Source organism: Reichenbachiella sp. (genome assembly GCF_039944555.1).
In the GTDB taxonomy this organism is placed as follows: Bacteria; Bacteroidota; Bacteroidia; order Cytophagales; family Cyclobacteriaceae; genus Reichenbachiella.
Genome location: NZ_JBDUYN010000007.1, coordinates 1,069,466 through 1,081,462, shown reverse-complemented (window position 1 = coordinate 1,081,462; position 11,997 = coordinate 1,069,466). Strand labels below are relative to the sequence as shown.

Annotated in this window: 13 protein-coding genes; 4 read left to right on the top strand and 9 right to left on the bottom strand. The window is 40.1% G+C overall.

Annotation, left to right across the window (positions count from 1 at the left end; all coding sequences use genetic code 11):
• Nucleotides 1–124: 124 nt before the first annotated feature.
• Complete coding sequence (locus ABJD64_RS13200) at nt 125–592, top strand: Lrp/AsnC family transcriptional regulator (protein WP_348179359.1); 468 nt, start codon at nt 125–127, stop codon at nt 590–592.
• Nucleotides 592–1,272 carry a nitroreductase family protein gene (locus ABJD64_RS13195; protein WP_348179358.1) on the top strand — a complete coding sequence of 227 codons (681 nt, stop codon included), beginning with the start codon at nt 592–594 and terminating at the stop codon, nt 1,270–1,272. The genes ABJD64_RS13200 and ABJD64_RS13195 overlap by 1 nt, the downstream gene beginning before the upstream one ends.
• A 281-nt stretch (nt 1,273–1,553) precedes the next feature.
• Here the strand turns inward: ABJD64_RS13195 and rlmF are convergent, their stop codons facing one another.
• Both rlmF and ABJD64_RS13185 read right to left on the bottom strand, forming a co-directional pair.
• Entirely contained in the window at nt 1,554–2,531 is a 978-nt protein-coding gene (gene rlmF, locus ABJD64_RS13190; RefSeq protein WP_348179357.1) for a 23S rRNA (adenine(1618)-N(6))-methyltransferase RlmF, read from the bottom strand.
• A 10-nt stretch (nt 2,532–2,541) separates the two neighbouring features.
• Complete coding sequence (locus tag ABJD64_RS13185) at nt 2,542–3,843, bottom strand: DEAD/DEAH box helicase (RefSeq protein WP_348179356.1); 1,302 nt, start codon at nt 3,841–3,843, stop codon at nt 2,542–2,544.
• A gap of 199 nt (nt 3,844–4,042) precedes the next feature.
• Here ABJD64_RS13185 and ABJD64_RS13180 point away from each other — a divergent pair, with 199 nt between their 5' ends.
• Both ABJD64_RS13180 and ABJD64_RS13175 read left to right on the top strand, forming a co-directional pair.
• Nucleotides 4,043–6,388, top strand: coding sequence for a DUF2339 domain-containing protein (locus ABJD64_RS13180; protein ID WP_348179355.1), 2,346 nt, complete (start codon nt 4,043–4,045; stop codon nt 6,386–6,388).
• Nucleotides 6,375–7,604 carry a hypothetical protein gene (locus ABJD64_RS13175; protein WP_348179354.1) on the top strand — a complete coding sequence of 410 codons (1,230 nt, stop codon included), beginning with the start codon at nt 6,375–6,377 and terminating at the stop codon, nt 7,602–7,604. Before ABJD64_RS13180 ends, ABJD64_RS13175 begins: the two co-directional genes overlap by 14 nt.
• Nucleotides 7,605–7,632: 28 nt before the next feature.
• On the opposite strand, the gene ABJD64_RS13170 is transcribed toward ABJD64_RS13175, so the two are convergent.
• From ABJD64_RS13170 to ABJD64_RS13140, 7 genes are all read right to left on the bottom strand, one after another.
• A complete protein-coding gene (locus ABJD64_RS13170; protein ID WP_348179353.1) occupies nt 7,633–8,088 on the bottom strand; it encodes an SRPBCC domain-containing protein in 456 nt (151 codons plus the stop codon).
• Nucleotides 8,057–8,398: a metalloregulator ArsR/SmtB family transcription factor gene (locus ABJD64_RS13165; protein ID WP_348179352.1), complete on the bottom strand. Its 342-nt coding sequence runs from the start codon at nt 8,396–8,398 to the stop codon at nt 8,057–8,059. Before ABJD64_RS13165 ends, ABJD64_RS13170 begins: the two co-directional genes overlap by 32 nt.
• 9 nt (nt 8,399–8,407) lie before the next feature.
• On the bottom strand, nt 8,408–8,716 hold the full coding sequence (locus ABJD64_RS13160; RefSeq protein WP_348179351.1) for a hypothetical protein: 309 nt from the start codon (nt 8,714–8,716) through the stop codon (nt 8,408–8,410).
• Between the two features lie 109 nt (nt 8,717–8,825).
• On the bottom strand, nt 8,826–9,443 hold the full coding sequence (locus ABJD64_RS13155) for a CPBP family intramembrane glutamic endopeptidase (protein WP_348179350.1): 618 nt from the start codon (nt 9,441–9,443) through the stop codon (nt 8,826–8,828).
• A gap of 124 nt (nt 9,444–9,567) precedes the next feature.
• Nucleotides 9,568–10,113: a GNAT family N-acetyltransferase gene (locus tag ABJD64_RS13150; protein ID WP_348179349.1), complete on the bottom strand. Its 546-nt coding sequence runs from the start codon at nt 10,111–10,113 to the stop codon at nt 9,568–9,570.
• Nucleotides 10,114–10,155: 42 nt separating this feature from the next.
• On the bottom strand, nt 10,156–10,968 hold the full coding sequence (locus ABJD64_RS13145; protein WP_348179348.1) for a PhzF family phenazine biosynthesis protein: 813 nt from the start codon (nt 10,966–10,968) through the stop codon (nt 10,156–10,158).
• A gap of 37 nt (nt 10,969–11,005) precedes the next feature.
• On the bottom strand, nt 11,006–11,950 hold the full coding sequence (locus ABJD64_RS13140) for a hypothetical protein (RefSeq protein ID WP_348179347.1): 945 nt from the start codon (nt 11,948–11,950) through the stop codon (nt 11,006–11,008).
• Nucleotides 11,951–11,997: the final 47 nt, after the last annotated feature.

Genomic DNA, 11,997 nt, shown 5'->3' with positions numbered 1-11,997 from the left:
TTGGATGTCTGATTATTCTATATTTTAATCATAATTTAGAATAATACAATGATTGGATTGTGAAATATGGAATTATATCCTTTTGTTGAAAGATAAAGAATGAGCAAAATAATAATATTCTAAAATGACGCAGTTAGACGCAACAGACATAAAGATTTTGAATGTGCTGCAAGAGGAAGGCAGGATTACTAATAAGGCACTATCCGAAAAATTAGGATTATCCACCACACCAATTTTCGAACGCATGAAACGTCTTGAAAAAGACGGTGTAATTGATAAATATGTGGCTTTGCTAAACCACAAAAAGATAGATCGAAAACTCACTGTATTTGTTTCTATTTCTTTGAAGAACCACACGCGATCATACCTTGAAAAATTTATCGACGAGATGAATCAATACAAGGAGGTGCAAGAAGTCTATCATATCGCAGGTGATTTTGACTACATGCTAAAGATTGTTACCCGGGACATTGAGGCTTTTCAGACATTCATACTGGCCAAACTTTCAGTTAATTCAAACATTGCACATGTGAAAAGTCAATTCGTGCTTTCAAGAGATAAATTTACTACCGCTTACAAATTAGACCAATAATGAAAACTAAAGACATCAAAGGTTTCATCCACGAAGAATATCATCCCGACAACTATCCTGAAGCAGAAATGATTAAACGGAGCAAAGACCACTTCGAATGGATAGACAGAAGACGTACGGTACGTGAAATTTCGGACCGGCCTGTGCCCATCGAAGTCATCAATGATATTATCAAAGCAGCTTCTACAGCACCTTCAGGAGCACACAAGCAGCCCTGGACGTTTTGTGTCGTATCCAATCCTGAAATCAAAAGAAAAATCAGAGCGGCAGCAGAAGAAGAGGAGCGTGAGAGTTATGCCAATCGAATGAGTGACAGATGGCTGGATGACCTCAAGCCAATTGGGACGGATGATGTGAAGCCTTTTCTGGAAAATGCACCTTATTTGATTATCGTCTTCAAGCGAGTATTCGAAAGGGATGAAGACGGCAAGAAACACAACAACTACTATGTGAATGAATCTGTAGGTATTGCTTGTGGTTTTCTGATTTCGGCCATTCACAATGCAGGGCTTGTGACTCTGACACATACGCCTAGTCCTATGAATTTTCTACAAGAAATCCTGGAGCGACCGGACAACGAAAGAGCTTATTTGCTACTTCCTGTCGGTCATGCGGAGGATGAAGTTTATGTGCCTCAGTTGACCAGAAAATCATTGGAGGAGATTGCGGTTTATTACTAACTAAAATCTGTCTACTTATCTCAGGACGCTTCAGAAAAATGACTGACCCGTATGGGAAAACTATTTCCTCGCGTGGAAAAGTCATATACACGCGCGGAATAATCACTCACCCGCATGGAAAAATGACTCACCCGCACGGAAAAATGATTGACACGCATGGAAAAACCATTGACCCGCATGGAAAAGTCATACACACGCATAGAAAAATGCGTAAGTACCACTAAGCGAACAGTACCGGTGAGCGCATCATAGAAAATTGTGCTTGTGTTGATGAAGACTACTTATTTCCTCTCCTTCCACTTCTCATTCTTCCAAACTTTCTGTTGCTCTTTGGTCAGAAAAGTCCAGGCGACGATGCGGCTGGATTTGTTGCCTTGCCCCATAGGGATGGTCTGGACAGCTGTGGCCTCTGCCGCTTTGAGATTTTCGTATATGCCTTTCAGGTTGGATTGCTTGGATACCAGGGTAGAATACCAAAAACAGGAAGTCGGAAATTTGCTGCTCTGGCGTACCATTTCACGAATGAATTTTTTCTCACCGCCTTCGCACCAGAGCTCATTGCTTTGGCCACCGAAATTGAGAACAGCTTTGTCGGTCTTCTCCTTGCCAAGATTATTCACTTTTCGTAGCGATCCCTTTTGGGCCTCTTCTGCCGAGGCATGAAAGGGCGGATTGCAAATGGAGAGATCTACACGTTCCTCTTTGGTGATTACTCCGTAAATGATGTCCTTAGGTACTGGTTGTAGCCTAAACTCAATCTTGCCCTTGAGCGCCGGATTATTATCCACGATTTGTTGGGAGGAGGCAATAGAGTTTTCGTCTATATCAGACGCAATAAACGACCAACCGTACTCTTTTTGTCCGATGATGGGGTAGATGCAACTCGCACCGACTCCAATATCGAGACATGTGATTTTGTCTCCAGTAGGGATATTGCCGTAGTTGTTGCTGCAAAGCAAATCCGCCATGTGGTGGATGTAATCAGCACGGCCAGGAATAGGCGGACAGAGATAACCCTCAGGGATATCCCATCCTCCGATTTGATAATGATGCTTGAGGAGTGCCTTGTTAAGGGCTTTTACACTTGCAGGGTCAGCAAAGTCAATGGAGTCGTCTCCATGGAGATTGGGTCGGACATATTGGGTGAGTTCAGGTTCGCTGGCAGTGAGTGCCGTGAAATCATAGCGACCCACGTGTTTATTCCGTGGATGTAATCTCGGCACCGATTTCTTCTCCTTCTTTTTCTTTTTGCCTCCCATACTTGATTTCTTAGCCTTGTTGTTCTCTTAGATAGGTGGCCAATAGTTTTTCCAGCAACTCCTCTTTCGATAGATGATTTAACTGATTCTTAAATTCCTGCCTGGTTTCCGGGTCTAATTTATCACCTACAGGCTTGGATTTGGCAATTTTCCGTCCCCAGAGAATGGCTTTGTTGACCAGCTGATCTTTAGCACTTGGCAAAGCCAGGATTTTGAAAGTAAGATCGAGCTCCTTTTGAATCACCGCCAGTTTTTCTTTTTCTTCTGGAAAGATAAAGGTCAAACTCACTCCAGTCTGGCCAGCTCTGGAAGTTCTTCCGCTTCTATGAGTATAAGATTCTTTGGTGTCTGGCATGTGGTATTGAAACACCACACCTACATTGTCAACGTCCACGCCTCTTGAAGCTACATCGGTGGCAATCAGGGTATTGATACTCCCGGCGCGAAACTGGTCCATCACCTTGTTGCGAAGGCCTTGAGGCAGGTCGCCATGAATGGCGCCACTGCTAAATTTATTTGCAGAAAGCTGCTTGTAGAGCTTTTGCACCCCAGACTTGGTACGACAAAAGATGATGCTCTTCTCGTTGCTGTATTTTTTGAGATAGTGGAGGAGTACATCCAACTTGGATTCGGCTGGTAGCTCTATAAGCTGGTGTTTGATGCCTTTATTGGGTGTTTCTGCTTTGCCGACCATTACCTTGACTAGATCTTTGTTGAGATACTTTTTGATGATGCTATTCACCTCATCTGGCATAGTAGCTGAAAACAACCAGGAAGAGTAACTCCGATTAGCTGTAGCTAATATTTTGTCGATATCGCTCTGGAAACCTTTGAATAGCATTTCATCGGCTTCATCGAACACCACAAACTTTAAGGTCTCCAAATGAACCACTTTGCGCTGCACGAGGTCCATCAACCTCCCGGGTGTGGCTACTACCACATGCGTGCCATTACTCAAATCATGAATCTGGGTTTTGAGCGATACTCCGCCGTAAATAGATTCGGTTTTGAGTTCCGGTATGTACTTGGCAAGGAAAACCAATTCTTTACCCACTTGCTCACAGAGTTCTCGGGTAGGTACGAGTACCACTGCCTGTACGGTGCCAACAGTAGAGTCGATTCTGGATAACAGTGGAGCACCATATGCATAAGTTTTGCCTGTGCCTGTAGCAGATCTGCCAATAAAATCCCCGTCGTGAGACATCAATACGGGAATGGTTTTGACTTGTATTTCACTGGGTATTTCTATGTTTTTTTCTGCCAGAGCCTTTTTGATGTCCAGATTGATATTACTCGATGAGAAGTTGTCCATGATGCTAGTTGCTATTCGAGGCGCAAAGTTAGCGATATATATGCTGGGAGTGATAGGTATTTCATAAAGCTTTGTGAATCACTCTATAGCCAAATACGGAGAAAAAGTTAACTTGTCGAATTTAAATTTCAAATAGCGCTTTGAAGCCTTATTATAACTGTCTGGCTTTCATAGGCATTAAAGTGAAACCAACTATACAATGGAAGGATTTATCATACTGTTGCTAATTATACTCTTGATCATGATAGTCAAGTTGATGGACAAAGTCGATCGAATTGATACCAAAGTCAAACACATGCACGAGGAAATTATCGGTGATTCCAAAACGGTCAGAAAATCACAACCCGAAATTCATGCTCGTACTATCGAAAAACCCGATAAACCTGCTCCGCCACCAATAGTCGAGAAAAAAGAGGTTGAGGATAAAACACCAGAACTAATAAAACAGGTGGTTGCTCAGTCACAGGCACCTAAAATTACTCCGGTACCGCCTAAGAAGGTTAAATCTAATGCTCCGCCAAAGCCTTCCTTCATGGAGCGAAATCCTGATCTGGAGAAGTTTATTGGTGAAAACCTATTGAGTAAAGTAGGTATCGTGATTTTCGTTATTGGCATGGGATTTCTGGTGAAGCTCGGGATCGACAATGAGGTGATCAATGAAAGTATGCGCGTGGCGATTGGTGTACTAATCGGAGGCGGCATGATTGGATTGGCACATTACATGCGGACTTCGTTTGCGAAATTTAGTTCTATCCTGATTGGTGGTGCCTTGGCCGTTTTATACTTCACTATTGCCTTGGCCTTTCACGAATATGCTTTGATTCCTCAGACTGCTGCGTTTATTATTATGGTGGTTATCACCGCTTTTGGCGTGTTGTTGTCTATTGCCTATGATCGCAAGGAATTGGCCGTACTGGCCATTATTGGTGGGTTTGGGACACCTTTTTTCGTAAGTACCGGATCGGGAAATTATGCCGTTCTTTTGACATACATCCTTATTCTTGATATTGGCATGCTCACACTGGTATACTACAAGAAATGGAATATCATCAATTACCTGGCATATGGGTTTACTTATCTGCTTTTTCTTGGAGTTTTCTCTACGAAGTTCATTGACAATGAGGAGGCAACGAGATTGCCATTATTTCTATTCCTTACCGGATTTTACTTGATTTTCTTTTTGATGACCATCATTTACAATGTCAAAAACACGCAGAAATTCAAGTTTCCTGAAATTGGCATGCTACTGACTAATTCAGGTTTGTACTTCGGACTTGGGCTGTCGCTGGTACACGGGTACAAAGAAGGACTCTATAGTGGGCTATTTACGGCTTTGGTCGCTATTTTTAATTTCGCTTTTGCATTCGTACTCTACAGACGCAAAGACATCGACAAAAACCTGCTTTTCCTTTTGATAGGCCTGGTATTGACTTTTGTTAGTCTGATTGCGCCTATTCAGTTGGAAGGAAATTACATTACCCTATTCTGGGCGATTGAGGCTGTACTGTTGTTGTGGCTTTCGCAAAAATCTGGCATCAAATTGATGACCATGACTTCGGTGATTGTCACCATCCTGATGCTGATTAGCTTGTTGATGGATTGGCAGCAAAATTATTACCCAAGGTATGAATATGTGGTTCTCAACATCTTTTTGAACAAGGCCTTTGTTACTTCATTCGTGGCTATGGCATCACTCATCGGATCGTCCTTATTGCTAAAAGCAGATGAAGAAATTGATGAAGTAGGAATAAAATTCACCTGGAAACCTGTTTATGTCAGGGCGATTTTTGCGATTGTTTTCTATCTGGGATTTCTACTGGAATTGAACTATCAATTCATCAGATTGGAGTTCGAAGATACCCTGCGTATCATACTGCTAGGTATCTACAACTATACGTATGTCGCTCTGGTTTTGATGGTTCATCGAATTAAGCCTAGTGAGTGGCTGCGCAAAACTGGTTTTGGATTATCCGTATTGGTCGTGTTTTCCTATCTCACTATTTACCTTCATCAGGTGACTTTGTCGAGAAGCTATTACTTATTAGAGGAGGGCGTAAATACCGGGTACTACTGGCATTATGTTTTGCTGCTATTGTTCATCGTGATTCTGATTAATTTGTATCAGGGTATTCACAAAAAATATACGTTTACGTCAAAGGAGGGTACTACAGCACTCTGGATACTGGCATTTATTGGTGTTTTTGTAAGTTCTGCAGAGGTGAGCCATTTGTCTATGTTGTACCAATTTGGATCTGGTAAGGCTGATTATGAAGCTTATAACGCAGCCGTCCGTTCCGTATTTCCGGTGGTTTGGGCCTTATCGGCATTGGTGCTGATGATAGTAGGAATGAAACTTAGATTAAAGACCTTGCGACTAGCATCCTTAGTCTTGTTTTCCGTGACTATTGTCAAATTGTTTTTCTATGATCTGGCAGGAAATTCAACAGGGAAAATTATCTCGTTCATCTTGCTTGGAGTGATATTGCTGTTGATATCATTCCTTTATCAGAAATTAAAATTTATTATCGAAGATGATGCAAAATAAGATCAGTTGGTTGATTTGTCTGTTGTTTGGCTTCAACCTTCAAGCACAAGAGTTTACCTATGAGGCAAGCGTAACTCCCGTTTCTGAGCAGGGATTTTATAGTATCGTGTTGTCTCCGGAATTGTTGGGAAAATTGAAATCGGATCACTCAGATCTGCGGATTTATGATGACGATGGACAGGAGCAACCTTATTTGCTCAAGGTAGAACCGGCAGTATCCTCCACTTCCTTATTTAAGGAGTATGAGGTCATTGATAAGGTGTATAAAAAAGATGCGGTTTCTCATTTGATCTTTAGCAATCCTGATAAACTGGCAATCAATAACGTGAGTTTTTTGGTGAAGAACACAGACGTGCAAAAACGGGCCAGACTGAGCGGAAGTGACGACAAGGAAAATTGGTATGTCATCAAAAACAACTATCTGCTTCACTCCATGAAAAGCTCGGATGAAACAACCGAATTGAAAATGCTGAACTTTCCTTTGAGTGACTATGCCTTTTTTAAACTGGAAATAGATGACAATTGGAAATTGCCAATCAATATCTTGAAAGTGGGCTACTATGACACTCAAAAAATTAAGGGTTTGATATCCACTTTTGAATGCCCAATTACTGAGCAAAAGGATAGCTTGAAAACTTCGTATCTAAAGTTGGAATTGCCTGAGTTGATGTTTGCAAAAAAACTGCGATTTGAAGTAAGTGGAGCTGATTACTATTCCAGATACACTACAGTGATGGTGAGAAAGGAGAGAGTGAATAAGAAAAAGAAGACCAAAGCATACTTTGAAACAATAGCCTCATTTGACCTCAACTCTAATAGCAATAATGAGGTTAATCTTGGGAAGATATCCACCAAAGAGCTTTACGTCAATATTGAGAATCGAGATAATCGGCCACTCAGAGTTGATCGAGTTGAGGCTTCCTATCTTAACCGGTACCTTGTGGTGAACTTGAAACCGCAGGTCGACTATGTTTTAAAATTTGGAGATCTAAAATTAAAACAACCTGACTACGATATTGTCAACTTTTCGAATCAAATACCGGAAGATACTCCCAGACTGAAACACGATCAAATTATTAGCCTACAGCCTGAGTTGATTGAAACAAAGGAAAAGGGGCTTTTGGATAGCGCTTATTTGATCTGGTTTGTAATTGGTGCAGTGGGAGTGGTTTTAGCCTTTGTATCTGTGAAAATGGTAAAGGAGATCGGGAAGTAAAGTAAGTGATTGTAGTTTATGCGCATGGCTAAATTTGGACGAGCTGTCCCAAAGTTTCCAACATATGTTGCCAGGCAGCAATTCTGGTCGCCATGTCCTGAGGCATAGATTCAAATTCCTGTGTGAGAAATAATTGAGATTCGTTGGGTGCCAATTGCTTGAACCTGATGGTAATCATACTGTCAGGTGGAGCAGGGGAGAGTCCAATATAATGAAAACTAAAAACCAGATTCGTTGGAGGCTTTATCTCAATATATTTTCCTTTCAAAAAGAATTTTCGCGAATCAGATCTTCTCAATTCAATAGAGAATTGTCCACCAACTTTTACGTCCGTTTGAATATTCTCAACCGACCAATCTTTAGGGCCAAACCATTGAGCAATCAATTCAGGCTTGATTAGCCAATCGAAAAGCTGAGTGGCAGAACAGTTAAACTTGCGATTGACATAGACCTTATTCGGGTGCTCCATCTGTTTTGCTTTCACCAATAATTACGTTCAGTTTGTCGAAGGATTCATTCCAGAAATTCGAATAGTAAGAAATCCACTCCAATGACGTTTGAAGTGCTTTCTGGTTTAAAGATAGTACTCGGTATTTGCCCTTTTTTTCCTTGTTGAGAATCTGGGCAGATTCCAAAATATTGACATGTTTGCTTAATGCCTGAAAGGAAATTGGGAAAAATTCCGCCAATTCGATGATCGATGCTTCCTTGTTATGGAGCAGTTCAATGATTTTACGTCTGTTGCCATCGGACAAGGCAGAAAAGACTTTATCTGTATCAACAGGCTGTGACATCCTTCAAAGTTACAATTCAAATGCCGCTCCTACCAGTGATAGATTGGTAGATTTTGGTGGAGCCACAGGCTCGCTTGCTTTCAGTGCCGTTCTGAATGTTGTAAACTCAGGTACATCAGTAAGTTTTGCCATGGTGTCACCATCTTTAGCCATGTTGATGTGAATAAAAGTGCCAGGATTATCTTCATCGGTATAGGAAGAATATTGCATGCCGTCGATAGGGTTGGACTTCAACGCGTCCATTACCTTTCTGATGTTCTCTTTGTTTTCTTCCACATATTCTGGTTTGACCGTGTATTGTACTTTTACTGCCTTCATGGTTATTCAATCATTTGGTTTAATAAGAAACAAACGTACAGTTAATTTCACATTCAACCAAATGGTTTAATGATTTTAATTAAATAGAAAATTTAGGTTGTAGTTTTTACTAGATTATAAATCCGACAATACTATAGGCAAGTACGTTTGCCAATCCGTGAGAGATCCATCCGGGAACAATGCTGCCGCTTGCCAGTTTTTCATTTAAATACACCGACACGTAGGCGCCAATAGATGGTACTATAAATATAACTAGCAAGAAGAAAGCATTACTCGTGATGGAGGCAAACAATGCGGTATGAATGATTCCGAACAGGGTGGCCTGAAGCATGTTACCTTTTTGATAGCCCATTACACTAATGAGTCTTTTTGCTACGAACCCACGGAATAGTATTTCCTCGGCGAAAGAGGTCTTAAATAAGGCAACGATCAAGAGCGTTGATACGGAGTACATGCCAAAACCCATTTGCCTGAACTTTCCGGTAATACTTGCAGGGTCAAACATGATTTCCTTAAAATCGACACTTGTAAGAGTCAGAAGGAGTACGGGAGTTGCGAATATCAGGCAGGCAAATACAGCGAGGTAATTTGCCTTTTTTGTCGATCTTTTTAATCCTATATATTCAAAGAAACCAGTGGTGGATTTGTTCTTGATGGTATAAACCAAAAATGGGATTAGTGTAAAAACTAATATTTGCAGTGTTGCTCCAATTAACTCATTGACCATAATCAGCGCCTTTAATTATCAACTTCTTAAGTACAATAACCTGTTAGGTCAAATATAAAGACTAAATAACGGTAATGATAATCTTCTGTTCAATTGGTATTTAGTCCCGCTATTCTATACATCATTAATAGGACTCATTTGCAATTTCATAACAGACGCAGGACTTTAGCCTTTTATCATGAGCAACTGCAAGATGATTAAATTCAAGCTGTTTTTTCATACCTATCTTTTCCATCACTTTAATTGATTTCACATTGATCTTTGAGGCTATAGCTTTAATGTTCTTTAGTCCGATTTTATTGAATGCGTATTCCAGGCACGCTTGGGCTCCTTCTGTGGCATATCCCTTGTTCCAGTAGGACGGACTCAACCGCCAACCAATGTCCACACAAGGCGTAAATTCGGCTTTATAACTTTGATAGCACAATCCGATAAATCCAATAAAATTGCCACTAGAAAGTTCATCGACAGGGAAATAGCAGAAACCTTTTTCATCAAACATGATTTTCATTCTACCTACAAACTCTGTCGTCTGCTTTGCCGAAGCAATAGCAGGAAAGAACTCCATAACGTTTGGATCAGAGCTGATCTTGATCATTTTGGCAATGTCTGTATCCTGCCAGACCCTGAAGCCAAGTCTTTGGGACTTAAAAAGGTATTTATCATTCATGACAACTGTAGATTATGCTCTGGCTAAACGATTAGTTTTTGACTAAACGTCTAAAGTTCCTTCAAATACAATTTTAGCACAACTTCTAACCTCTAATTCGGTTTCGCTTTTGATACTAAGATTTAAAAACCCACCACGCTTTGAGAGCTGAAATGCTGACATATCTTTTTTGCTTAGTTTCTCGCTCCAATATTTCGCTAGCACGGAGTGAGATGCCCCTGTCACCGGATCTTCGTTGATGCCAATCCAGGGGCAAAAACATCTGGAATAGAAGTCATAACCCTCATCTTCTGATTTAGCTGTTACGACGAGTTCTTTAATTGTTTTAGAACTTTCAATAGCCTTTTGAAAGTCAGGGTTTACATCTTGAAGTGCTTGCTTGTCAACAACCTCAATGATCAACATATCTAAGTCCTCAGAAAACCTCGTCGAAACGGGATTTTCTATTCCAAAAGCTTCATATAGTTTCTGATTTGGCAGGTATGATGTGGTATCATAGAGAGGGAAGATCATTTTTATGAATGGGTACTCGTGACTCGCCTCTAACCGCAATCCGGAATGCGTTGTAAAATCGACTTTGTTAAGGTCTAGCTTGTCTAATACAATTTTCGAAGACGCCAAAGTCGCATGACCGCAAAAATCAACCTCAACGGTCGGGGTAAAATATCTGATGTTATAATGATTACTACTCGCTTTTGTTTTCAACAAAAAAGCAGTCTCTGACAGATTCAGTTCACTGGCTATTGATTGCATTTTCATGGGGTCTATTGCTTGATCCAATAAGCAGACCCCAGCAGGATTTCCTTGAAAAGGTTTATTGGTAAAAGCATCAACAATAAAAGTCCGTATTTTCATTAATAATCTGAAAGAAGTTTAGATGGTAAATATGGTATCAATGATGAAATGTTAGGGGTAGTATTACTTGAGTTTTAACCTTTTTTCCTCTGAAGGTACCTGCTCTCCATTCTGGACCATCTTTTAGTACGCTGCTAACTTCATCCTTTAAGTCAAAATTTGAATTGCCGATAAAATCAAAATTCATTATTTTTTCATCTTCAGTGACAATAAAACTGATATAAACTTTGCCTTCAAAGTTACTTTTCTTGTATGCTTTATCAATTTTTCTAAGAATATAGAAGCTGAAATTTTCCTCACCTCCTTTAACGGTAGGCTTAGTTCTTATCTCAGAATATTTGTATTGATTATTCATTTCGTCTGTACTAGCTCCTTTAACAAATACTCCCTTTTTATATAGGTCGTTGAAATTTATATTATTTTCTTTATCAAGGCCATTCCAAACCCCTTCCTTTAAACCACTTTTTAGAGTTCCATCTTGGCAAATATTTTGCACATCATCACATTCAAAATATTCACCAGATCCATGAAGTACAGTTTGAACCCTATTCTCATTCCAATAAGACATGATCTTCAAAATATTTTCTCTTCGTGGTTCTTTAGGATTGGCTTCATATACCCCAAGCAATTTCAAATCACCGTTTTTATACCATTCTTTAAAATTTCCAATGGCTTTGCTTTTGGAGAACTTAACTTCCTTTTTTACCTCTCCCGATTTGTAAAAGTATCTGATAGTTCCATGCGCAAAACCAGTTTCAGGCCAGTCATAGGTTCCTTCTGAATATTTTTCCCCGGAAATAAAATAATCTACAGCATTATAAACGTTGAGTTCTGGAATATAGTCACCTACAATTCTGAAGAACTTTGCTTCATTTTTGTCAATCTTTTTCCAATTTTCGTTGAAGTAGTAAACTTGACCCTTTGAAGGTTGGGCCTCAACTTCACAAGCTGAGAAGAGTAGAAGCATTAAAAGAATTCTCATGTCTTGCAATGAATTTTGAAATACGCTAATCTAGTGCATCCGAATTC

Bases quoted from the DNA above. Each gene is read 5' to 3' on its own strand.
- ABJD64_RS13160 (WP_348179351.1), bottom strand. From the start codon at position 8,716: ATGAAGGCAGTAAAAGTACAATACACGGTCAAACCAGAATATGTGGAA.
- ABJD64_RS13200 (WP_348179359.1), top strand. From the start codon at position 125: ATGACGCAGTTAGACGCAACAGACATAAAGATTTTGAATGTGCTGCAA.
- ABJD64_RS13180 (WP_348179355.1), top strand. From the start codon at position 4,043: ATGGAAGGATTTATCATACTGTTGCTAATTATACTCTTGATCATGATA.
- ABJD64_RS13175 (WP_348179354.1), top strand. From the start codon at position 6,375: ATGATGCAAAATAAGATCAGTTGGTTGATTTGTCTGTTGTTTGGCTTC.
- ABJD64_RS13195 (WP_348179358.1), top strand. From the start codon at position 592: ATGAAAACTAAAGACATCAAAGGTTTCATCCACGAAGAATATCATCCC.
- ABJD64_RS13145 (WP_348179348.1), bottom strand. From the start codon at position 10,968: ATGAAAATACGGACTTTTATTGTTGATGCTTTTACCAATAAACCTTTT.
- ABJD64_RS13140 (WP_348179347.1), bottom strand. From the start codon at position 11,950: ATGAGAATTCTTTTAATGCTTCTACTCTTCTCAGCTTGTGAAGTTGAG.
- ABJD64_RS13165 (WP_348179352.1), bottom strand. From the start codon at position 8,398: ATGTCACAGCCTGTTGATACAGATAAAGTCTTTTCTGCCTTGTCCGAT.
- ABJD64_RS13185 (WP_348179356.1), bottom strand. From the start codon at position 3,843: ATGGACAACTTCTCATCGAGTAATATCAATCTGGACATCAAAAAGGCT.
- ABJD64_RS13150 (WP_348179349.1), bottom strand. From the start codon at position 10,113: ATGAATGATAAATACCTTTTTAAGTCCCAAAGACTTGGCTTCAGGGTC.
- ABJD64_RS13155 (WP_348179350.1), bottom strand. From the start codon at position 9,443: ATGGTCAATGAGTTAATTGGAGCAACACTGCAAATATTAGTTTTTACA.
- rlmF (WP_348179357.1), bottom strand. From the start codon at position 2,531: ATGGGAGGCAAAAAGAAAAAGAAGGAGAAGAAATCGGTGCCGAGATTA.